Genomic DNA, 22,783 nt, shown 5'->3' with positions numbered 1-22,783 from the left:
CGCCGACGGTCGCAATCACCGACCGGTTTTGACAATCCGCGCCGGTCGCCCAGTCCTCGCTCCGGCTGCATATCCGTGCACGATGCTGCACATGGACCGTGCCGAAACACGTATAGGAAACGTGCGTGCCGCTCGCGTCGGTTTGATGCGGGATGAGGGGCTGTCGGCTTACCGTCAACGCCATGTGCGGCAAGATGCGTGGCCACGTCCCGAACGACGAGGCGGCGATCAAGCTGCTCTGGCTGGCGCTGCGCAACGTGCTGGCCAAGACCATGCGGTCCGCCTTCGACCGGAAATCGGCGAAGTGACGGGGTTCCACCCGCAAGCGTCGCTTCCCGACAATTCCGCCGGAACCGCCCCGTCGCTATGCGAAAATCGCAGCGTCCACGCTCTTCCCTCTCTTCCATTACCCAACGGGGCTCGCATGACCACCCACATCACGATCGAATTCACCGAACACGCAGCCGAAGCCATTGGCGAGCAAACCAGCACCAGCTTCTCCTACGACCAGGGCGCGCATGTACCGCAACCGGGCGACTTCGTCGAACTCGAGAATTCTCACCAGACGTTCCTCGTGATCGGCCGCGTGTTTTCGCTCAAGGCCAACTACAGCGCCGTCAAACTCGTGCTCGATCTGCCGCCGCACGACGACGAGCAAGGATTCCCGGCATAAGACAAGCCGGGCCGGTAACGTCGGCCATTGCGCACGCCCGGCCCGCCTCGTATTGAACCGCCAACCACGAGCGCGTAAAAAAACCCGCCGAAGCGGGCCCACGCAACAGACCAATCCAATCCGGCGCTCACGGAAACTTCGCAGCCGTCAGGCACCGCTCGAACCACACCGCATCGTCCCCGTCACCGATCGGCCACATTTCCGCATCGAGTTGCGGCAGCCCGGCTACCGGCGCTGACGCGCGGTTATCGCCTCCGGACGCCCCCGCACGCGTCCACGCCGACTGCGCGCCACCGGTGTCGCACGCACTCCCATGGGCCTGCGCTTCGCAGTACGCAACGGGTCGCACCTTCCCGCCATCGGCCGTGCTCACCGACCGGTACTGATAGACCGCCCCGGTCGCCCAGTCCTCGCTCTGGCTGCAGACCCGCGCACGATGCTGCACATGGACCGCGCCGAAACATGCGTAGGAAACGTGCGCACCAGTCGCATCGTCGGGAATGAAGTCGCAGTTTGCATCGAAACCGGTAAGCGGGCCGCCCGTGTATTTCGCGAGCCACTGGCGCTCGGCCTGCGCACGCGCGATCAGCCCTTTGTTCGATTGATCAGCCAGTACGGCAGTGCGCCGATCGATTGCCTTGCGCACTTCGTCGACGGCGAGCGGACGACCTTCGTAATCAGCGTCGAGACGGTTGTTGCGCGCGCTGATCCAGCGGCGCTGGCTGCGCACCAGCATGTCGCGGATCGCCGTGTCCGGTGCGGCCTTCAGCGCACCCGCGTATGCAGAATTCATCCGCGAGTCGGCTGCGCGCAGGATGGAGCTCGCGCAGATGCGCTTCTCGATCGACTGCACGGCTTTCGCGCAATCCATCGCAAAGGCAGGCACCGCCACGCCAACGCCCAGCATGAACATCGAAGCCAAACCAGCCAGTCGGCCAGCCGGTGCCACTCGAATCCCACGCATGCTTTCTCTCAGTCGGTTTTTCTTGGTCGCATTGCCTCGACGCGGCATCGCGCATCACGGCCTGTCGTGCCCGGGCGGCGTCATTGCATTTCGCCGAACGCAGCTTCCACGCCACACCGCGCAGCGCAGCGCAGCGCCGCTCATGGTACGCGCGCCTGCACGAACGCGCACCACCAGGCACGACACGCCCCGGTGTTCCTTCGCAAGTGACGGGATCTCGATCGACTGGACAACGGCCACGCACGCCCGAACCCGGCATGCGCATTCGGTGCCGACGGTCATGAACGACCGTCGGCGAGAGGGTCCGGCAGGCGGCGGCCGCACATCGTCGCGCACGAATGCACGATCGGCCGCCCGCGCCGCGCTGCTTCGCGGCACCGACGCCCGACGGGTTGCCCGCCGCGGTCGGGCCGCCGCGAAACCGTTACTTCTTTTCCGGCTCCGACGCGCCCGGCTGCTTGAACGGGAACGTGCTGAACATCGACTTCGCCTGGTTCTGCATCTGCTCCTGCATCTGCACGAACATGTTCTTCGACTGCTCGATGTAGCTGGTCATCATCCCTTGCATCATCGGCGCCTGCATGTTCATGAACTGCGACCAGACTTCCGGATTCATCGCATTGCCTTCGTACAGGTTCTTCGACTGATCCGCGAGCTTGTTCTGGATGTCGATGAACGCCTGGATGTTCTTTTCCAGGTACGTGCCCATCATGCCCTGCATCGCATGCCCGTAGAAACGGATGATCTGCGACAGCATCGACGACGAGAACATCGGCACGCCGCCGCTTTCCTCTTCCAGGATGATCTGCAGGAGAATGCTGCGCGTGAGGTCTTCGTTGGATTTCGCGTCGACGACCTTGAAGTCCTCCTGCTCCAGCACGAGTTGCTTCACGTCGGTCAGCGTAATGTACGTGCTTGTCTCGGTATCGTAGAGCCGACGGTTCGGGTACTTCTTGATGAGCCGTTCGGCCGTCTTCTTTGTAGTAGTCATGTAACGCCTTTGAGTGCAGCGTAGCGGAAGTGACGAATCCCCGCCGCCCGAATCCGGGAGGCGGGGGCCTTCGGAAAACGCCCGGCTGCGCGGCCACCCGGCCCGCGCAGCGCGGACGCTCAGCCCATGTGCAGGCCGCCGTTCAGCGAGAAGTCTGCGCCCGTCGCGAAACCGGAATCGTTCGACGCGAGCCACGCGACGATCGAACCGATTTCCTCCGGCCCGCCGAGACGCCGCACCGGAATCGTCGCGACGATCTTCTCGAGCACGTCCGGGCGAATCGCCTTCACCATGTCGGTACCGATGTAGCCCGGCGACACGGTGTTGACCGTCACGCCCTTCGTCGCGACTTCCTGTGCGAGCGACATCGTGAAGCCGTGGATACCGGCCTTCGCGGTCGAGTAGTTGGTCTGGCCGAACTGCCCCTTCTGGCCGTTCACCGACGAAATGTTGATGATCCGGCCCCAGCCGCGTTCGACCATCCCGTCGATCACCTGCTTCGTCACGTTGAACAGGCTCGTCAGGTTGGTGTCGATCACGGCGGTCCAGTCTTCGTGCGTCATCTTGCGGAACACGACGTCGCGCGTGATGCCCGCGTTGTTGACCAGCACGTCGATCTCGCCGACTTCGGCCTTGACCTTGTCGAACGCTTCCTTGGTCGAGTCCCAGTCGCCGACGTTGCCTTCCGACGCGATGAAATCGTACCCGAGCGCCTTCTGCTCCTCGAGCCATTTCACCCGGCGCGGCGAGTTCGGGCCGCAACCTGCGACCACCTTGAAGCCGTCTTTCGACAGGCGCTGGCAGATGCTGGTGCCGATGCCGCCCATCCCGCCCGTTACGTACGCAATTCGCTGAGACATAAATCTCACTCCATTTTTTGGTTTCGAGAGCTGCCGGAGGCCCCCTCTGACTTCACGTGACGCCGGCCGAAGCCGCAATCGGCCGGCACACGAATTCGGTTCGCTTGTGGCGAACGACCGCTGACGGACTGCCGGTTACGGAGGGCCGCTTACGGACGCTCGACCGCGAGCGCGACCCCCATCCCGCCGCCAATGCACAGCGACGCCAGCCCGCGCTTCGCATCGCGCTTGGCCATCTCGTGCAGCAGCGTCACCAGGATCCGGCAGCCCGACGCGCCGATCGGATGCCCGATCGCGATCGCCCCGCCGTTCACGTTCACCTTCGACGTGTCCCAGCCCATCTGCTTGTGCACCGCCAGCGCCTGCGCCGCGAATGCCTCGTTGATCTCCATCAGGTCCAGGTCGCCCGGCGTCCAGCCCGCGCGCTCCAGGCACCGACGCGATGCCGGCACCGGGCCCATGCCCATCACGCTCGGATCCACGCCCGCGTTCGCATACGCCTTGATCCGCGCCAGCGGCGTCAGGCCCAGCGCCGCCGCCTTCTGCGCCGACATCACCAGCACCGCCGCCGCGCCGTCGTTCAGCCCCGACGCGTTCGCCGCCGTCACCGAGCCGTCCTTCGAGAACGCCGGCTTCAGCCCGGCCAGCGATTCCGCCGTCACGCCGTGACGCACGAATTCATCGGTGGCGAACTGCAGCGGCTCGCCCTTGCGTTGCGGAATCGCCACCGGCACGATTTCATCGTCGAAGCGGCCGGCCTTCTGCGCGGCTTCCGCCTTGTTCTGCGACAACGCCGCGAACGCGTCCTGCTCTTCGCGCGTGATCCCGTATTCCTTCGCGACGTTCTCCGCCGTGATGCCCATGTGATACTGGTTGTACACGTCCCACAGGCCGTCGACGATCATCGTGTCGACCAGCTTCGCGTCGCCCATCCGGAAGCCGTCGCGCGAGCCCGGCAGCACGTGCGGCGACGCGCTCATGTTCTCCTGGCCGCCCGCGATCACGATGTCCGCGTCGCCCGCGACGATCGCGTTCGCCGCCAGCATCACGGCCTTCAGGCCCGAGCCGCACACCTTGTTGATCGTCATCCCCGGCACTGCCGTCGGCAGCCCGGCCTTGATCAGCGACTGCCGCGCCGGGTTCTGCCCGGAACCGGCCGTCAGCACCTGGCCCATGATCACTTCGCTGACCTGCTCGGGCTTCACGCCCGCACGCTCCAGCACCGCGCGAATCACCGTCGCGCCCAGCTCGGGCGCCGCAATCTTCGCAAGCGAGCCGCCGAATTTGCCGACCGCGGTCCGCGCGGCCGATACGATCACTACGTCCGTCATTTCCCTTTCCTCCAGGCCCGCACGACACGGCGCATCGCTACCGGCCCTGTTAAAAAAACTGCGGTGCACCGGACAGCCTGCGCCGCTGTCCGGTTTTCGTCAATCGCGCTGCAATACGTAGCGGCCCGGCGCCGGCTCGATCACCGGGAACTGCGCGGTACCGGGCTGGGCGGGCGGCTCCACCTTGCGGCCGCCGTACTGGTCGAGCCATTCGACCCAGGTCGTCCACCAGCTTCCCGGATGCTCGGTTGCACCGGCGAACCAGTCGTCCGCCGATTCGGGCAGGTCACTGTCGTTGACCCAGTAGCTGCGCTTCTTCTTCGCCGGCGGATTGATCACGCCCGCGATGTGCCCCGACGCGCCGAGCACGAACTTCAGCGGGCCCGACAGGATCGACGTCGACGCATAGGCCGTCTGCCACGGCACGATGTGATCCTCGCGCGAACCGTAGATGAAGGTCGGCACGTCGATCAGCGTCAGGTCCACCGACTCGCCGCACACGGTCAGCGCGCCCGGTTCGCGCAGCTTGTTCTCGAGATAGGTATTGCGCAGGTACCACGCGTACATCGGGCCCGGCAGGCTGGTCGAATCGCTGTTCCAGTACAGCAGGTCGAACGGCGCCGGCGTGCGGCCCTTCAGGTAGTTGTCGACGACGTAGTTCCACACGAGGTCGTTCGGCCGCAGGAACGAGAACGTGTTCGCGAATTCGACACCGCGCATCAGCCCCGGCTGCGCGCCGTTCTTGCCGCCGATGGTCTGCTCGCGCATCTGCACGTGCGCCTCGTCGACGAACACGTCGAGAATGCCGGTATCGGTGAAGTCGAGCATCGCGGTGAGCAGCGTCATCGACGCGGCCGGATGTTCGCCGCGCGCGGCAAGCACCGCGAGCGCGGTCGCGAGCATCGTGCCGCCGACGCAGAAGCCGAGCGTGTTGATCTGCTCCCGGCCGCTGACCTGCTGCACGGCGTCGATCGCCGCGAGCAGCCCTTCATTCATGTAGTCGTCCCACGTCTTGTGCGCGACCGATGCGTCCGCGTTGCGCCACGACACGAGGAACACCTGATGGCCGTTCGACAGCGCATGCGCGACGAGCGAGTTCTCGGGCTGCAGGTCGAGGATGTAGAACTTGTTGATGCAAGGCGGCACGATCAGCAGCGGCCGCTCGAACACCTTGTCCGTCTTCGGCGTGTACTGGATCAGCTGGATCAGGTCGTTCTCGTAGACGACCGCGCCTTCAGTACACCCGAGATTCTTGCCGACCACGAACTGCGATTCGTCGGTCTGCGAAATCTTGCCGCGCTGCATGTCGCCGAGCAGGTTCATCATCCCTTGCCGCAGGCTTTCGCCCTGCGTTTCGAGGATCGATTTCTGTGCGTCGGGATTGAGTGCGAGGAAGTTGCTCGGCGCGGCGGCTGCCGTCCATTGCTGGACCGTGAAACGAATGCGCTCGCGCGTCTTCGGATCGGTCTGCAGCGCGTCGGCCAGTTCCTGCAGATAGCGCGCGTTGAGCAGATACCAGGCCGCCGCGAACGCATGCGCCGGCGACGCCTTCCACGCATCGCCGCTGAAACGGCGGTCCTTCAGTTCGGGCGACTCCAGCTTCGCCGCGGCGGCCTGCTGCATCAGCGCCATGCAATCGCGCGCGTAGTCGGCCTGCAACGCCTGCAGCCGCTCGGGCGGAATCGCGGCGGCCGGCAGCTTCAATCCGGCGAACGGCGACGCCATCGCGCCGAAATCGGGCATCGACGGCATCTGGAACGGGAACGATGTCGGAAACTGGAATGTCGCGAACGGATTCACGGTGGCCGACGCAGTCGCGGCGCGTGCCGGATCTGCAAAACCGCGCCACGCGTTCAACCACGACTCGAACATCTGCTGCATCGGCTGGGCGGCCGGATCGAAACCAATGCTGCCCGGGGAAGTGCCCGCCTGAGCGGACGTCGACGATTTTTTCGATGCTGTCATTACCTGCCTTACCGGTGATTCGTGAGCGTCTATCGTGAAATCCTGCTCGCGCGCGGCATGCCGGCTGCGAGCCGGGCCGTCATGCTCTGGAGAGGCGTCTCCAGATTCTGCCGCAGTGCGGTATTTTTATCATTATCGTTTTCCCCATGTGAAGCGCCATGTCAAACCACTGAACATTTCCGTACGGAGATAATCCTCGCACAACAGACGGGACAAGGGTTCCGGCGAAACATAAAACATTTTGGTTGACTTGACTTCGGGATTTTCCATTCAATCGCGCATGCAGCGCGGCATCGCGGCCGAAATATCGAGATAACCCGATTTTGCGGCGCAATAAACTCCACGCGCATGCGCATTCCGTCAATCGGCCAGCCAGATCGCTGCTGCCATGCGGCCCGTCACGCGATCGCGCCGGTACGAATAGAAGCGTGCCTGTTCGGTGACCGTGCAAGCCGTCCCGCCGCTCACGTGCACAACGCCCGCACGCGCGAGACGCAGGCGCGCAAGCGCATAGAGATTGGCGAGAAATTTGCCCGGCGCGCCATCGATCGCGACGAACGCAAGCCGGGTTTCATCATGCTCCGACTGCGGGGCCGTGTCGAGAAACGCGTCACGCACGTCGGCGCCCACCTCGAACGCCTGCGGGCCGATCGCCGGCCCGAGGTACGCGTGAAGCGCGTCCGTCGCACCGCCCGCGAGTGCCGCGACACGCGCCGCGGTCTGCTCGACGACGCCGGCCGCCAGCCCGCGCCAGCCCGCATGGGCGGCGCCGACCGCACGACCCTGCGTGTCGCACAGCAGCACGGGCAGGCAATCCGCGACCATCACGACGCAGACGGCACCCGCGCGGTCGGTGACGCTCGCGTCGGCCTGCACGGGCGCCGACGCCATCGGCGCCGCCGCGATCACCTCGTCCGCGCGCACGATCTGCGCGCCGTGAACCTGCTCGAGCCACGCAGCGCTCGACTGGCCCGCCAGCGCCAGCAAGCGTGCGCGATTCCCCGCCACATGGGCCGGGTCGTCACCGGTATGCAGGCCGAGATTCATCCCGCCCGGCAGCGCGTCGCCGCGCTGCCAGCGCCCGTACGGGCCTTCGCTCACGCCACCGTCACGCGTCGTGATCAGCGCGCGCACGCGCGGCGACACCTGCCAGTCGGGCTGCACGCAGTCCTGCCACGTCAACGGCGCCAGGTTCGTCATCGGCACTCACTCCTCCTCATCGTCCAGGTACGGCTCGTCATCGTGATACTCGCCGCCGAAATCGTCATCGTCGTAGACACCGTCATCGTCGTCGAATTCCTCGTCGCCCTGCCCGAAGCCGAGCGCCGCGACGAGTGCGTTCATGTCGTCCGGCAGCGGGCAGCGCCATTGCATCGCCTTGCCCGTGACCGGATGCACGAGCCCGAGCCGCCATGCATGCAGCGCCTGACGCGCGAACCCGTCCGGCAGCGGCGTGACCGAGCGCTTGCCGCGCGCACGCCCGTACACGGGATCGCCGAGCAGCGGATGCCCGGCGTGCGCGCAGTGCACGCGGATCTGGTGCGTGCGACCGGTCTCGAGATCGCACTGGATCGCCGAAACCGGCTGACGTTGCCACAGGCATGTGTCAACCGTGCGGAAATGCGTGCGCGCGGGCTTGCCCGATGCCCCCGTGACGACGGCCATGCGCGTGCGTTCGCGCGGATCGCGGCCGATCGGTGCGTCGATCGTGCCTTCCTCGGGCATCGTGCCCCACACGAGCGCGAAATAGCGGCGCTTCACCGTGCGGGCCTGCAACTGGCGCACGAGATCCGTCTGCGCGGCCAGCGTGCGCGCCACCACCATCAGGCCCGACGTTTCCTTGTCGAGCCGGTGGACGATCCCTGCGCGCGGCAGGCCGGCCGCCGCGTCGCCGTAGCGATGCAGCAGCCCGTTGAGGATCGTGCCGCTCCAGTTGCCGGCGGCCGGATGCACGACGAGGCCGGCCGGCTTGTTGATGACGACGAGCGCGTCGTCCTCGTAGATCACGTCGAGCGGCACCGGCTCCGGCGTAAAGGCGAGCTGCTCGGGGAGCAGGTCGGGCACGAGTTCGATCTTCGCGCCGAGCGGCACCGGCTGGCGGATCTTCGCCGGCGCGCCGTCGACGAGCACGCGCTGCGCCTCGATCCAGCTCTGCAGCCGGCTGCGCGAGAATTCGGGGAACAGTTGGGCAAGCGCCTTGTCGAGGCGTTCGCCCGCAAGCGACAGCGGCACTTCGACGACGCGCGGCGCTTCATCGACCGCCGCGGACGGCACGACGGGCGGCTGCATTGCGTCGCCGGTCAGATCGTCATCGAGGGAATCCCCCGAGGCGGCGTCGGCGGGCCGATCGCTTGGGCTATAATCTTCGCGATTTGGTGTGCCCGGCTGGGCATTCTGCGAACTTGAACGGGTCATTTAGACTGGGTCACCGAGACTTGAAGCTAGGACATGCGAGCATGATGAATTCGACCAAACGCACGGCCAGAACCGTCGCCGCCCGGGCTGCGGCGGTAGCGGCCGCGGCCCTCATCGCCGGCTGCCACGGCTTGCCGCAGAAGCAGGACGAGACGGCTACCTGGTCGAACAACAAATTATACTCAGAGGCCCAGGACGCACTGTCCGGCGGCGACTGGGGCAAGTGCGCGAAATATTTCGAATCGCTGCAAGGTCGCGATCCGTTCGGCCATTTCGCGCAGCAGGCGCAGATCAACGTTGCATACTGCAACTGGAAGGATAACGAAGCGGCCGCCGCCGACCAGGCCGTCGATCGCTTCATCCAGCTCCACCCCGATCATCCGGATATCCCGTACGCGTACTACCTGAAGGGGATGATCCACTTCAACGACGATCTCGGGCTGTTCGGCCGCTTCTCCGGCCAGGACATGAGCGAGCGCGATCCGCAGGCACTGCGCGAATCGTACGATGCGTTCAAGGTCGTCGTCGACCGCTTCCCGAAGAGCAAGTACGCGCCCGACGCCGCCGCGCGGATGCGCTACATCGTCAACGCGCTCGCATCGCACGAAGTGCACGCGGCCGACTACTACTACCGGCGCGGCGCCTACGTGGCGGCCATCAACCGTGCGCAGCTCGCGATCAAGGACTACAAGGGCGCGCCGGCGATCGAGGACGCACTGCACATCATGATCCTGTCGTACGGCAAGCTGAACCAGCCGGAACTCGCCGAGGACACGAAGCGCGTGCTCGCCGGCACGTTCCCCGACAGCCCGTACGTCACGGGCCACTCGCGCCCCGGCGCGAAGAAGTCGTGGTGGCAGTTCTGACGCAAGCAGCGTGCAGCACACGCTGCACGAACAAAAAACCCGGCCATCGAGCCGGGTTTTTTTATTGGCGCCGCATTCAGGCGGCGCCGGTGCAATCGCGCGACGATCGCCGCACGCACCGTCACGTGCGCTTTGCCGAACGGTGCTCGTCGAAGAAGTCCTGGACGACCGCGATCTCGCGGGTCCGCTTGAACGGCGGCAGGCTTTGCCAGATCCGGCGTCCGTAGGGCTTGTCGACGAGCCGCGTGTCGCAGATCATCAGCACACCGCGATCCGTCTCCGCGCGAATCAGCCGGCCCGCGCCCTGCTTCAGCGTGATCACGGCCTGCGGCAACTGGTGCACGGCGAACGGGCTCAGCCCCTTCTTCGTCAGCGCGTCGAGCCGCGCGGCCAGCACCGGATCGTCCGGCGGCGCGAACGGCAGCTTGTCGATCACGACGAGCGACAGCGCGTCACCGCGCACGTCGACGCCTTCCCAGAAACTCTGGCTGCCGACCAGGATCGCGTTGCCATACGCACGGAAACGGTCGAGCAGTTCAGTGCGGCTTGCATCGCCCTGCACGAGAAGCGGCATGTTCCAGCCGCGCGATTCGATCACGTCGCGCAGCTTCGACGCGATCCGGTCGACCGCGCGCAGCGTCGTGCACAGCATGAACACGCCGCCACCGGACGCCTCGATCGCCGGCAACGCGGCGTCGAAGACGGCATCGGTAAACGCCGGCGAAGACGGTTGCGGCAGGTTGCGCGGCACGTACAGCAGCCCTTGCGACTGGTAGTCGAACGGGCTCGCGAGCGTCATCGAGCGACGCGAGCTGAGGCCCATTTGCGCCGCATAGTGCGTGAAGTCACCGCGCACCGACAGCGTGGCCGACGTGAACACCCAGGCACGCGGCACGCCCGCGCGCTGCTTGGCAAAGATCGGCGCGACCGACAGCGGCGTTTCGTGCAGCTGGACCGTATGCGCGAACACTTCGACCCAGCGCACCTTCTCGTTCGGATCGCCGTCGGATGCCGCCTTGTCGCCGGCCGCCGTTGCGTCGGCCTTCGCCGCCGCTTCCGTCGCGCCGGGTGCGACCCAGCCGGCCAGCAGGTCCTGCAGCTCGCGTGCGCGCCGCAGGCACGCGCCGAGCGATTCCGCCCGTTCGGCCTGGCTGGCAAGCGCCGACGCCAGCGCGTCGAGCGCAGCCTCGAGCGCGTCGAGCGCACCGAACATCGGGTGATCGTCGCCGAGCTGGGCGAGCGACATGCGGACGATCTGGTCGTTCGCGAACGCCAGGCGCAAGTCGCGCGCCGCGCGCTCGAGATCGCCGCCGAGCTTCACCCACTCGACCGCGTCGCGTGCATGGCTCAGGCCTTCCGCCACCGTGTCGCGGGCGAGCTCGAGGATCTGCGTCGTCGACAGCGTTTCGCCGAAGAACAGCGTCGCCGTTTCCGGCAACTGGTGCGCTTCGTCGAAGATGACCGTGTTCGCGTTCGGCAGCAGCTCGGCCATCCCCGTATCGCGCAGCATGATGTCCGCGAAGAACAGGTGGTGGTTGACGACGACGACGTCGGCCTGCTGCGCCTCGCGCCGCGCCTGCATCACGAAGCATTCCTTGTAATGCGGGCATTCCTGGCCGAGGCAGTTGTCGCGCGTCGACGTGACCATCGACCACACGGGTGCCGTTTCCGGCACGCTCGCGAGCTCGGCCTTGTCGCCGCTCTTCGTGATCTTCGCGAAGCGGACGATTTCCTGCAGATAGGCCGTATCCTGCCGCGACGGCAACCGGCCGTTGTCGGCCGTGCGTTGCAGGTAGTAGTGGCACAGGTAGTTGGCCCGGCCCTTCAGCATCGCGACCGACACCGGCACCGCCAGCGCGTTGCGCACGGTCGGGATGTCGCGCGCGAACAATTGGTCCTGCAGGTGTTTCGTGCCGGTCGACACGATCACCTTGCCGCCCCACAGCATCGCAGGCACGAGGTACGCATAGGTCTTGCCGGTACCCGTGCCGGCCTCGACGATCAGCGTGTTGTCGCCGGCATCGCCGTCGACTTCGGCTGCCGCGGCGGCGTCCGCGCCCGTTTCGGCCGCCTTGTCGCCGTCGCCGAGGCGACGTGCCGGCCGCTTGCGGGTTTCGAAGATCTCGGGTTCGGGCATCCGGCGCGCGGACGCCTCCATCGCGGACGCGACGGCGCGCGCCATCTCGATCTGCGACTGTCGCGGCCGGTAGCCGTCGAGCGCACGCGCCAGCAATCCGCCTTCGCCGAAGATCGTGTCGAGTTCGTCGACGCGCTTGCGGCTCAGCTCAAAGGTGCCTTCGGGCGCACGAGCGCGCCCGGCGGGCGACACGTCGCGCCGGGCATCGGGGGTGGCTTCAAGCGGTGAATTCAAGGCAAGCGTTCCTGTGTCCAGCGCCCGGGCGGCGCCGGCGCTTGCCAGGCCGCGCTCAGGCGCGCTTATCCGGTTCCAGCTGCGATTGCAGCAAAATGATTTTGTCCTTGGCCGCCAGCTTTTCCTTCTTCAGCCGGTGCAGCGTGATGTCGTCGATGTCGGAGTGCCCTTCCTTCAGCTCGATCTCCCGAGCGAGCTGCTGGTGCTGCTCCTGCAATGCAGCCAAACGGTTGTGCAATTCCTGCTGCTGTTCCGTGTGACGGTTTTGCATACTTGCCTCCTCATCGAAGCAGCGCGCCGACTGGCGTGCCAGCGCGCCCGAGACTGATCTCGATCAATCCAACACGTTACTGCCCCTGCTGTTGCTTCTGCTGCGCCTTCTCGGCCGCTTCCTTCTGACGCTGCTCGACATCGGCCTTGTGCTGCACGGCTTCCTTCTGCTTCTGCTCGTAGCGCGCGGCGTTGTCCGCCCGCTCCTGCGCCTTCTGCGCGGCCTGCTGGTGCGCCTGGTCGAGCTTGCGCTGGAAGTCGCCCTGCTTCTGGTCGTATGCCTGCTTGTTCGCCGCGCGCTGCGGCCCTTCCGCGCCACGCTGCGCCTGCTTCAGCGCATTCTGCTCCTGCTTGTCGCGGAACGCAGCCGCGTTTGCCGCATCGTTCGCCGCGCGCTGCGGTGCTTCCGCCGCGTTCTGCGCCGCCTTCAGCGCCTGCTGCTGGTCGCGCTGCTGCGCACGCACCGCCCGCTGCTCGTCGTTGAGTGCGAGCTGCTCCTGGCGGATGCTCGCCCGCTCGTCGCGCATCTTTTCACGCGCCTTGCCGAGACAGTGATTGACGAAGAACTTGCTGTAGCAATCGTGCTCGGCCACCGCATAACGATAATCGTTTTCTGCGGAGCGTTGATTGAGCACTTTTTGACGGGCGTCGAAATCCGGTGCGGCCGTGGCCGTCACGGGCGCCGCCGCGGCGGCGGCCGGCGCGGTTGCGTCCGAAGCTTGCGCGAACGCGCCGGAAGGCCCGGCAGACAAAGCCGCGGCGAGCGCTGCGCCGAGCGCGACGAGAGAAATTCGGGAAGTTGGCAACGTCGTAGGAAAGCTGCGGGACATGTGTCAAATTCTATCACCCCCGGCTGGGCGCTCCGCCATTTATGGCAAAATGCCCCGCTTCACTCACCCGCGGCATCCGGCCCGTCGGGCCCGCCACGCAGCCCGCCGCTTCGGGCCTGCCGGCCCCCGCCGCGATTTCAGCAGGCAGATCATCCACGACATGACGGAAACCGTAGCACTCAAGATCGTACAGCGCATCGCCACCGAACTGTCCGTCCAGCCGCGCCAGGTCGCGGCGGCCGTGCAACTCCTCGACGAAGGCTCGACCGTTCCGTTCATTGCCCGGTACCGCAAGGAAGTGACCGGCAACCTGGACGACACGCAGTTGCGCCAGCTCGAGGAACGCCTCCTGTATCTGCGCGAACTCGAGGATCGCCGTGCGTCGATCCTGTCGAGCATCGACGAACAGGGCAAGCTGACCGACGAACTGCGCGCCGCGATCGACGCGGCCGACAGCAAGCAGGTGCTCGAAGACCTTTATCTGCCGTACAAGCCGAAGCGTCGCACGCGTGCGCAGATCGCCCGCGAAGCCGGCCTCGAGCCGCTCGCCCAGGCGCTCCTCGCGAACCCGCTGCTCGACCCGCAGGCCGAGGCAGCCGCCTACGTCGACGCCGACAAGGGTGTAGCCGACATCAAGGCCGCGCTCGACGGCGCGCGCGACATCCTGTCCGAACAGTTCGGCGAGACGGCGGAGCTGCTCGGCAAGCTGCGCGACTACCTGCACAACCAGGGTGTCGTGTCGTCGGCCGTCGTCGAGGGCAAGGAAAACGAGGAAGGCGAGAAATTCCGCGACTATTACGACTACGCGGAAACGATCAAGACCGTGCCGTCGCACCGCGCCCTCGCGCTGTTCCGCGGCCGCAACGCGGGCGTGCTGACGGTCAAGCTCGGCCTCGGCGAAGAACTCGACGCGCAGGTGCCGCATCCCGGCGAGGCGATGATCGCGCGCCATTTCGGCATCGCGAACCAGAACCGCCCGGCCGACAAGTGGCTGTCCGACGTATGCCGCTGGTGCTGGCGCGTGAAGGTGCAGCCGCACATCGAGAACGAGCTGCTCACGCAATTGCGCGAAACGGCCGAAACGGAAGCGATCCGCGTGTTCGCGCGCAACCTGAACGACCTGCTGCTGGCCGCGCCGGCCGGCCCGAAGGCCGTGATCGGTCTCGACCCCGGCCTGCGCACGGGCGTGAAGGTTGCAGTCGTCGACCGCACCGGCAAGGTGCTCGCGACCGACACGATCTACCCGCACGAGCCGCGCCGCGACTGGGATGGCTCGATCGCGAAACTCGCACGCATCGCCGCGCAGACGCAGGCCGAGCTGATCAGCATCGGCAACGGCACGGCGTCACGTGAAACCGACAAGCTCGCGGGCGAACTGATCGCGAAACACCCGGAGCTGCGCCTGCAGAAGATCGTCGTGTCGGAAGCCGGCGCTTCGGTCTATTCGGCATCCGAGCTGGCCGCGAAGGAATTCCCGGAGCTCGACGTGTCGCTGCGCGGCGCCGTCTCGATTGCACGCCGCCTGCAGGATCCGCTCGCCGAGCTCGTGAAGATCGAGCCGAAGGCCATCGGCGTCGGCCAGTACCAGCATGACGTGAACCAGCGCGAACTCGCCCGCTCGCTCGACGCGGTCGTCGAGGACTGCGTGAACGCGGTCGGTGTCGACGCGAACACCGCGTCGGCCCCGCTGCTCGCCCGCGTATCGGGCCTGAACGCGACGCTCGCGCGCAACATCGTCGACTACCGCGATGCGAACGGCCCGTTCCCGTCGCGCGAGCACCTGCGCAAGGTGCCGCGCCTCGGCGACAAGACCTTCGAGCAGGCCGCGGGCTTCCTGCGCATCAACGGCGGTGAGAATCCGCTCGACCGCTCGTCGGTGCACCCGGAAGCGTATCCGGTCGTCGAGCGGATGCTCGCGAAGATCAGCAAGCGCATCGACGACGTGCTCGGCAACCGCGAAGCGCTGTCGGGCCTGTCCCCGACGGAATTTGTTGACGAACGTTTCGGCCTGCCGACCGTGCGCGACATCCTGTCCGAACTGGAGAAGCCGGGCCGCGATCCGCGCCCCGAATTCAAGACCGCGACGTTCCGCGAAGGCGTCGAAAAGGTGTCGGATCTCGTGCCCGGCATGACGCTCGAAGGCGTCGTGACGAACGTCGCCGCGTTCGGTGCGTTCGTGGACATCGGCGTCCACCAGGACGGCCTCGTCCACGTATCCGCGATGTCGACCAAGTTCATCAAGGACCCGCACGAAGTCGTGAAGGCCGGCCAGGTCGTCAAGGTGAAGGTGATTGACGTCGACGTGAAGCGCCAGCGCATTGCGCTGACGATGCGCCTCGACGACGACGCGGCGGCGCCCGGCATGTCGTCGCGCGGCGGCCAGGATCGCGGCAACGCTGCGCGCGGCGCGGCCCGCCCGCAGCAGCGTTCGCGCGAGCCGGAACCGGCAGGCGCGATGGCCGCGGCATTCGCGAAGCTGAAGCGCTGAGCACCCGCAAGCCACTGCGCGACAGAAAAAAAGCCCGCCGAAAGGCGGGCTTTTTTACGACTTCGGCAAACACGGCGCGCGGCCCGACGGCCCGCGCGCCACACCTTGCGTCAGATTTCGATCTTCGTCCCGAGCTCGACCACGCGGTTTGCGGGGATCGAGAAGAAGTCGGTCGGCTTCGCGGCATTCTGGTGCATCCAGGCAAACACGCGCTCGCGCCAGATCGACATCCCGGGCAGATGCGTCGGCACGACCGTTTCGCGCGCGAGGAAGAACGACGTATCCATCAGCTCGAACGTCATGTCGTGCGTGCGGCCGAATTCCTCGAGCACGGCCTTCACGTCCGGCGTCTCGTTGAAGCCGTACTCGGCCTTGACGATATACAGCCCGCCGCCCGCATCACGCGAGGACTGACGCTTGTCGTCGCGCACGTAAGGAAAGTCGCGCGTGACGAACGTGAGGAAAATGGTGCGCTCGTGCAGCACCTTGTTGTGCTTCAGGTTGTGCAGCAGGCTAACGGGCACGAGCTTGTCGTTGCCGGTCAGGTAGATCGCGGTACCCGACACGCGATGCGGCGGATGCGCGAGCAGCCCCTGCAGGAACGGTTCGAGCGGGATACCGTCGGCCGCCGTGCGCTCCTTGACGATGTGACGCCCCTTGTACCAGGTCATCAGCAGGAAGAACAGCAGCGCGCCGATGCCGAGCGGCAACCAGCCGCCCTGCGCGACCTTCAGCAGGTTCGCGCCGAAGAAGCCGAGGTCGACTGCGAGAAACACCGCGATGATCGCGCCGACCAGCAGCCGGTTCCAGTTCCACACCTTCACCATCACGACCGCGGCGAGCACGGTCGTGATCACCATCGTCGCCGTCACCGCGATACCGTACGCGGCCGCGAGGTTGTCGGAGCTCTTGAAGCCGATGACGATGCAGAGGATCACGAACAGCAGCAGCCAGTTCACGACCGGCACGTAGATCTGGCCGATCGCGAGTTCCGACGTGTGCAGCACCTTCATGCGCGGCACGTAGCCGAGCTGGATGGCCTGCGACGTCAGCGAATACGCACCCGAGATCACCGCCTGCGACGCGATCACGGTCGCGACCGTCGACAGCACGACGAGCGGCAGCAGCCCCCATTCGGGTGCCAGCAGGAAGAACGGGTTCTCGATCGCCTTCGGGTTCTGGATCAGCAGCGCGCCCTGGCCGAAGTAGTTCAGCACGAGCGACGGCATCACGAGCCCGTAGGCGGCGATGCGGATCGGCTTCGCGCCGAAGTGGCCCATGTCCGCGTAGAGCGCTTCCGCACCGGTCAGCACCAGCACGACCGAGCCGAGCACGACGTACGCCTGCAGCAGGTGATCGGCCATGAACGACGCCGCGTAATACGGGTTGATGGCGGCCATGATGCCCGGCACGCGCACGATGTGGTACACGCCGAGTGCCGCGATCACGACGAACCACAGCACCATGATCGGGCCGAACAGCTTGCCGACCAGCGCGGTCCCGTGACGCTGGATCCAGAACAGCGCGATCAGGATCACGATCGTGATCGGCAGCACGAGATGGGACAGGTGTGGCGTCGCGATTTCGAGACCTTCGACCGCCGACATCACCGAGATCGCCGGCGTGATCACCGCGTCCCCGTAGAACATGCACGCGCCGAAGATCCCGAGCGCCATCAGCGCGCCCGCGACGCGGGTCTTCGAGTCGAGCGGCCGCAACGACAGCGCCATCAGCGCGAGCACGCCGCCTTCGCCGTTGTTGTCCGCGCGCATCACGAACAGCAGGTACTTGATGCCGACCACCAGGATGATTGCCCAGAACAGCAGCGAGATCACGCCGAGAATCGATCCTTCGGTGAGCGGAATGCCGTGTGCGGGGCTGAACGCCTCCTTGAGCGAATACAGCGGGCTGGTGCCGATGTCGCCGAACACGACGCCGATGGCTGCTATCGCTAGCGCCCGCATCGAGTGTTGTTGCGTCGAATGCGGCGCGTGTGCTGCGTCGGTCGCGTGGATCGTGTCGTTCATATGAAGCGTAATAATCGGGTCCGGGTCGGACAAAACGAGCGCTATTCTACTCGCGCCCCCGTGAAACGCCGCCCTGCTCTGTTGCCTTGTCACCACGTGATCCACGCTGCGCATGCAATCCGGCGCGAGCTGTGGCAGGGCTGCCAATCATAGCCGGGGCAGCGGCGCCTGCCTACCGGATCCACGGTTCGCGCAGTGCCGGCAAGGATGGCGCCCCAATGAAAAACGGCGCCGCAAGCGGCGCCGTACAAGGCTTTCCTTCGATTGGCCGGCCGCTTATGCGCCCGAGCCGTCGCGCTGCGCGCGACCGCGCTTGATCCACGCCTCGAGGTTGTGCGGGCGAACCGTGTCCCACTCCTCGAACGGCTGATGAATCCACGGATTCGTCGGCAGGAACTGCGTGTGATAGTCGGGCTTGACCTTCGAGCAACCCTTGTACCAGAGCACGGCCGAGCGCACGGCCGTCACCGACGGATAGCGCTCCTTCAGGTGCTCCTGCACGCGCGCAAGCGTCACGCCCGAATCGACGAGATCGTCGACCAGCAGCACGTTGCCCGCCAGGTTGCCGCGCGTCATCGTGATGTACTGCGCGATGTCGAGGTCGCCCTGCTCCGTGCCGGCCGCTTCGCGGTACGAACTCGTCGCGAGGATCGCGAGCGGCACATCGTAGATACGCGACAGTTGATCGCCGACGCGCAGACCGCCGCGCGCGAGGCACAGGATCTGGTCGAACTTCCAGCCCGATGCATGCACCTGGAGCGCGAGCAACTCGATGAGACGGTGATACTCGTCCCAGCCTACCCACAGGTTCTTGTCGTCGTTGCGCGGATCGGTCATCAAGTCTGCCGCCGTCATCGTGATTTGCTGCGTCATCTGTAAATTACACCTTGAACGGATGGCGGAGCAGGATCGTTTCGTCGCGGTCCGGACCCGTCGACACCATGTCGACCGGCACGCCAGCCACTTCCTGGACGCGGGTCAGGTAAGCCTGCGCGTTCGCCGGCAGTGCTTCCCACGTCTTGATGCCGACCGTGCTTTCCTTCCAGCCGGCAAACGTTTCGTATACCGGCTCGCAACGGGCCACGTCAGCGGCGCCGCGCGGCAGGATGTCCACATCCTTGCCGTCGATCTTGTAGCCGACGCACAGCTTGACTTCGTCGAGGCCGTCGAGCACGTCGAGTTTCGTCATGCACAGGCCCGACACGCCGTTGATCTGGATCGAGCGGCGCAGCGCGGCTGCGTCGAGCCAGCCGGTGCGGCGCGGACGGCCGGTGACCGAACCGAATTCCTTGCCGACGTTCGCGAGCGTGACGCCAACCTGGTCCTGACGCTGCGGATTGTCCGCATCGTACAGTTCGCTCGGGAACGGGCCCGAGCCGACGCGCGTGCAATAGGCCTTCGTGATGCCGAGGATGTAGTTGAGCTTCTGCGGACCCACGCCCGCGCCAGCCGATGCCGCACCTGCGACGCAGTTGCTCGACGTGACGAACGGATAGGTGCCGTGGTCGATGTCGAGCAGCGTGCCTTGTGCGCCTTCGAACAGCAGGTTCTGGCCCGCATTGTTCGCGTCGTACAGGCGGCGCGACACGTCGGCCACCATCGGCTTCAGGCGGTCTGCATAGCCCAGCATCGTGTCGAGCGTGGCCTGGAAATCGACAGCCGCGCCGCCCAGGTACTGGGTCAGCACGAAGTTGTGGAAATCGAGGTTTTCGCGCAGGCGGTCAGCGAAGGTCTTCGCGTCGAACAGGTCCTGCACGCGCAGCGCGCGGCGGCCGACCTTGTCTTCGTACGCGGGGCCGATGCCGCGGCCCGTCGTACCGATCTTGCCCGCGCCCTTGCGCGCTTCGCGCGCCTGGTCGATCGCGATGTGGTACGGGAGGATCAGCGTCGTGGCTTCGGAAATGAACAAGCGGTCGCGCACGTTCACGCCCGCTTCTTCCAGCTCGCCGATTTCCTTGAACAGTGCTTCGGGGGACAGGACGACGCCGTTGCCGATGTAGCAGGCGACGCCTTCACGCATGATGCCCGACGGAATGAGGCGCAAGATCGTTTTCTTGCCGCCGATGATGAGGGTGTGGCCGGCGTTGTGACCGCCCTGGAAACGCACGACGCCCTGAGCGTGGTCCGTCAGCCAGTCGACGATCTTGCCCTTGCCTTCATCACCCCATTGCGTTCCCACGACGACGACATTGCGCCCGGGAGTCACGTTCACTGCGCTGGCAGACATGTTGATTCGTTAGCTGGTTAAAAACGTATTCTACCTATGTTCGCGGGCGATTCCGAATTTTTCCGTTTCGCTTCAACGATATGCACGCCGAAGCACGTCCCGCGAACGCCTGTTTATCGGGGTTCGACCACCCATGCGCCGTTGCGCTCGACGAGCGAACGGTCGCACGCGAACTCGTCGAGCACATGATCGTGGCCCGGCAGCGCCTGGATCACGACCTCGCCCGCATCGCGCAGCGCCGCGACGGCCGCGTTCAGCGCATCGTCCTGCGCCCACGGCGCGAGAATCGCGGTGCCGCGCGCCTCGACCGGCGAAATCCGCGCGAGCTCGCGCAGGTCGAGCGAGAAGCCCGTAGCGGGACGGGCACGGCCGTACGCCTGGCCGACGTGGTCGTAGCGACCGCCCCGCGCGATCGCGTTCGGCACGCCGTCGATGTAGGCGCTGAACATCGCGCCGCTGTGATATGCATAGCCGCGCAGGTCGCCGAGATCGATCGCCACTTCGGCACCTTTCGCCTGTGCCGCGAGCTGTGCCAGATCGTCGAGCGCCCGCGTGATTTCGGGCAGCACCGGCAAGCGTGTGCGTGCCTCGGCGAGCACGCTTGCGTCGCCATAGAGATGCGGCAGCGCGCGCAGCGCGGCGCGCGTATCGGCACCGAGATCGTCGGTGAGCTCGTTCAGCAGCGGCACGTCCTTGCCCGACAGCGCGTCGTACAGCGACTCGCCGCGCTCGGCGGCCTGCGCATCGCGCGCCAGCAGCGCCGCGAGCACGCCCGCGTGGCCGAGGTCGAGACGAATGCGCGACAGGCCCGCGAGATGCAGCGCGTCGAGCATCAGTTGCTGAATCTCGAGGTCGGCTTCCAGCCCGGCATGCCCGTAGATTTCGGCGCCGATCTGGATCTGCTCGCGCGTCGCGTGCAGGCCGCGCGGACGCGTATGCATCACGTGGCCCGCATAGCAGAGGCGCGTCACGCCCTGGCGGTTCAACAGGTGCGCGTCGATCCGTGCGACCTGCGGCGTGATGTCCGCACGCAGGCCGAGGGTGCGACCCGACAGCTGGTCGACCAGCTTGAAGGTGCGCAGGCGCAGGTCTGCACCGCCGCTCGTCAGCAGCGATTCGAGATACTCGAGCAGCGGCGGCATCACCATTTCGTAGCCATACGAACGGAAGCGGTCGAGCAGCCTGCGGCGCAGCTCCTCGATCTTGCGCGCTTCCGACGGCAGTACGTCGGCGATATTCTCGGGAAGTAACCAGGTCGACATCGGTACGGTCCTACGACGGGAAACAGCGCGCGACACGCGCGCCGCGATATGAATCGGAAATTCTGAATTCGGGCGGGACGAACGGCGGATAAGCCGTCCGGATCAAGTCTGCGGTCAGGTCGCGAGCAGCAGCAGTATGAGCCCGAGCACCATCACGATCAGCCCGCCGATCCGGATATGATGCGGCGGCCGCTCAGCTATTCTACGAAACGTGTCGCGCCAGGCGACGGGAAACACGAAGGGGAACGCCCCCTCGATGATCAGCATCAGCGCTACTGCGAGCAACAACGAGCCAGCCAGGTCCATGCGAGCGACGGCGCCGCTCGACGCGGCGCCCCAAGGTCAGTGTTTGCGGGGAGCAGGCGCCGCCGGTGCGGCACCGCCCGTCGGGCTGCGCATGAAGCGGAAGAACTCGCTGTCGGGATCGACGACGATGATGTCGTTGCGCTTGAACGTGTTCCGGTAAGCCTGCAGGCTCGCGTAGAACTGGTAGAACTGCGGATCGCGGCCGAACGCGTCGGCGGCAATCGTCGCGGCCTTCGCGTCGCCCTCGCCCTTGATCGTCTGCGCGGATTTGTACGCGTTCGCGAGCACGGCCTGCTGTTCGCGTTCGGCATCCGCCTTGATCTGCTCGACGTCGGCCGCGCCTTGCGCACGCACCTGCGCCGCCTGATCGCGCAGCGCGCCGATCATCCGCTGATAGACGGCATCGGTCTGCGCGGCCGGCAAGTCGACGCGCGTCAGCTGGACGTCGACCACGTCGACGCCGAAACCGGATGCCTTCGCCTTCACTTCGTCGCGGGCCGCATCGGCGATCGCACGCTGGCCGCCGAGCGCGTCGTCGAGCGCGCGCTTGCCGAACGCGTCACCGAGTGCGCTCTTCAGCGCGCCGGCGAGACGATCGCCGGCTGCCGACGGGTCACCGCCCGTCGTCGTGAAATACTTCATCGGATCGCTGATCCGGTACTTCACCGCGTAGGCGACGAGCAGGTCGCGCTTGTCTTCCGTTGCCAGTTGCAGCGGATCCGACGACTCGAGCGATTGCAGGCGCGTGTCGATCAGCGTGGCCGTCTGCAGCGGCGGCGGCAATTTGAAATGGATGCCAGGGCCCGCCAGTTCGGGTTGCGCGCCATCGCGCCCCGACAGCACGGCCGCATGGCGCGGATCGACGGTAAGGACGGTCGACGATGCCGCGAAGGCAACGATCACGATTGCGACGACGAGCGCAATGATTCGGTTCATG

The 22,783-nt window shown here is 66.1% G+C and carries 20 protein-coding genes; 4 read left to right on the top strand and 16 right to left on the bottom strand.

Translation table 11 applies throughout. The annotated features are described in order from the left end of the window. Positions 1-182 precede the first annotated feature (182 nt). Both G3N98_RS40150 and G3N98_RS03835 read left to right on the top strand, forming a co-directional pair. Positions 183-308: a hypothetical protein gene (locus G3N98_RS40150; RefSeq protein ID WP_277396879.1), complete on the top strand. Its 126-nt coding sequence runs from the start codon at positions 183-185 to the stop codon at positions 306-308. Positions 309-424: 116 nt separating this feature from the next. After that, positions 425-673 carry a hypothetical protein gene (locus G3N98_RS03835; RefSeq protein ID WP_089472988.1) on the top strand — a complete coding sequence of 83 codons (249 nt, stop codon included), beginning with the start codon at positions 425-427 and terminating at the stop codon, positions 671-673. Between the two features lie 127 nt (positions 674-800). Here G3N98_RS03835 and G3N98_RS03830 read toward each other — a convergent pair whose 3' ends face one another. The 7 genes from G3N98_RS03830 to G3N98_RS03800 form a co-directional block, all read right to left on the bottom strand. Further along, on the bottom strand, positions 801-1,586 hold the full coding sequence (locus G3N98_RS03830; protein ID WP_241025730.1) for a lysozyme inhibitor LprI family protein: 786 nt from the start codon (positions 1,584-1,586) through the stop codon (positions 801-803). Positions 1,587-2,061: 475 nt separating this feature from the next. Next, positions 2,062-2,628 carry a polyhydroxyalkanoate synthesis repressor PhaR gene (gene phaR / locus G3N98_RS03825; RefSeq protein WP_006485265.1) on the bottom strand — a complete coding sequence of 189 codons (567 nt, stop codon included), beginning with the start codon at positions 2,626-2,628 and terminating at the stop codon, positions 2,062-2,064. Between the two features lie 119 nt (positions 2,629-2,747). After that, positions 2,748-3,488: a 3-ketoacyl-ACP reductase gene (locus G3N98_RS03820; RefSeq protein WP_027784565.1), complete on the bottom strand. Its 741-nt coding sequence runs from the start codon at positions 3,486-3,488 to the stop codon at positions 2,748-2,750. Between the two features lie 149 nt (positions 3,489-3,637). Next, on the bottom strand, positions 3,638-4,819 hold the full coding sequence (locus tag G3N98_RS03815) for an acetyl-CoA C-acetyltransferase (protein ID WP_089472990.1): 1,182 nt from the start codon (positions 4,817-4,819) through the stop codon (positions 3,638-3,640). A gap of 99 nt (positions 4,820-4,918) precedes the next feature. Continuing rightward, positions 4,919-6,784: a class I poly(R)-hydroxyalkanoic acid synthase gene (phaC, locus tag G3N98_RS03810; protein WP_206147255.1), complete on the bottom strand. Its 1,866-nt coding sequence runs from the start codon at positions 6,782-6,784 to the stop codon at positions 4,919-4,921. 360 nt (positions 6,785-7,144) lie between these two features. Next, positions 7,145-7,984, bottom strand: coding sequence for a peptidoglycan editing factor PgeF (gene pgeF / locus G3N98_RS03805; RefSeq protein ID WP_206147254.1), 840 nt, complete (start codon positions 7,982-7,984; stop codon positions 7,145-7,147). A 6-nt stretch (positions 7,985-7,990) separates the two neighbouring features. Further along, positions 7,991-9,199 (bottom strand): RluA family pseudouridine synthase, encoded by a 1,209-nt coding sequence (locus G3N98_RS03800; protein WP_174967504.1) that lies wholly within the window; start codon positions 9,197-9,199, stop codon positions 7,991-7,993. A gap of 41 nt (positions 9,200-9,240) precedes the next feature. Here G3N98_RS03800 and G3N98_RS03795 point away from each other — a divergent pair, with 41 nt between their 5' ends. Further along, a complete protein-coding gene (locus G3N98_RS03795) occupies positions 9,241-10,065 on the top strand; it encodes an outer membrane protein assembly factor BamD (protein ID WP_011549700.1) in 825 nt (274 codons plus the stop codon). Positions 10,066-10,186: 121 nt separating this feature from the next. On the opposite strand, the gene G3N98_RS03790 is transcribed toward G3N98_RS03795, so the two are convergent. The 3 genes from G3N98_RS03790 to G3N98_RS03780 form a co-directional block, all read right to left on the bottom strand. After that, positions 10,187-12,436 carry an ATP-dependent DNA helicase gene (locus G3N98_RS03790; RefSeq protein ID WP_089472992.1) on the bottom strand — a complete coding sequence of 750 codons (2,250 nt, stop codon included), beginning with the start codon at positions 12,434-12,436 and terminating at the stop codon, positions 10,187-10,189. A 55-nt stretch (positions 12,437-12,491) separates the two neighbouring features. Continuing rightward, positions 12,492-12,707 (bottom strand): YdcH family protein, encoded by a 216-nt coding sequence (locus tag G3N98_RS03785; protein WP_006478692.1) that lies wholly within the window; start codon positions 12,705-12,707, stop codon positions 12,492-12,494. Positions 12,708-12,783: 76 nt separating this feature from the next. Next, complete coding sequence (locus tag G3N98_RS03780; RefSeq protein ID WP_089472993.1) at positions 12,784-13,536, bottom strand: hypothetical protein; 753 nt, start codon at positions 13,534-13,536, stop codon at positions 12,784-12,786. A 160-nt stretch (positions 13,537-13,696) separates the two neighbouring features. Between G3N98_RS03780 and G3N98_RS03775 the strand changes: the two genes are divergently transcribed. Further along, a complete protein-coding gene (locus tag G3N98_RS03775) occupies positions 13,697-16,024 on the top strand; it encodes a Tex family protein (RefSeq protein ID WP_206147253.1) in 2,328 nt (775 codons plus the stop codon). 110 nt (positions 16,025-16,134) lie between these two features. Here G3N98_RS03775 and G3N98_RS03770 read toward each other — a convergent pair whose 3' ends face one another. The 6 genes from G3N98_RS03770 to G3N98_RS03745 form a co-directional block, all read right to left on the bottom strand. Further along, a complete protein-coding gene (locus G3N98_RS03770) occupies positions 16,135-18,051 on the bottom strand; it encodes a potassium transporter Kup (RefSeq protein WP_069248096.1) in 1,917 nt (638 codons plus the stop codon). A 276-nt stretch (positions 18,052-18,327) separates the two neighbouring features. Further along, a complete protein-coding gene (locus tag G3N98_RS03765; protein WP_011352251.1) occupies positions 18,328-18,924 on the bottom strand; it encodes a phosphoribosyltransferase in 597 nt (198 codons plus the stop codon). A gap of 7 nt (positions 18,925-18,931) precedes the next feature. Next, positions 18,932-20,278, bottom strand: coding sequence for an adenylosuccinate synthase (locus G3N98_RS03760; RefSeq protein ID WP_039360238.1), 1,347 nt, complete (start codon positions 20,276-20,278; stop codon positions 18,932-18,934). Positions 20,279-20,391: 113 nt separating this feature from the next. After that, complete coding sequence (locus G3N98_RS03755; protein WP_089472995.1) at positions 20,392-21,540, bottom strand: ATP phosphoribosyltransferase regulatory subunit; 1,149 nt, start codon at positions 21,538-21,540, stop codon at positions 20,392-20,394. 114 nt (positions 21,541-21,654) lie between these two features. After that, complete coding sequence (locus G3N98_RS03750) at positions 21,655-21,846, bottom strand: DUF2065 domain-containing protein (protein WP_011352254.1); 192 nt, start codon at positions 21,844-21,846, stop codon at positions 21,655-21,657. A gap of 36 nt (positions 21,847-21,882) precedes the next feature. Further along, positions 21,883-22,782, bottom strand: coding sequence for a protease modulator HflC (locus G3N98_RS03745; protein ID WP_089431157.1), 900 nt, complete (start codon positions 22,780-22,782; stop codon positions 21,883-21,885). Position 22,783 lies beyond the last annotated feature (1 nt).

This window comes from Burkholderia sp. Tr-20390 (assembly GCF_017104595.1).
Taxonomy (GTDB): Bacteria; Pseudomonadota; Gammaproteobacteria; order Burkholderiales; family Burkholderiaceae; genus Burkholderia.
This window is presented reverse-complemented; position numbering and strand designations above follow the sequence as displayed.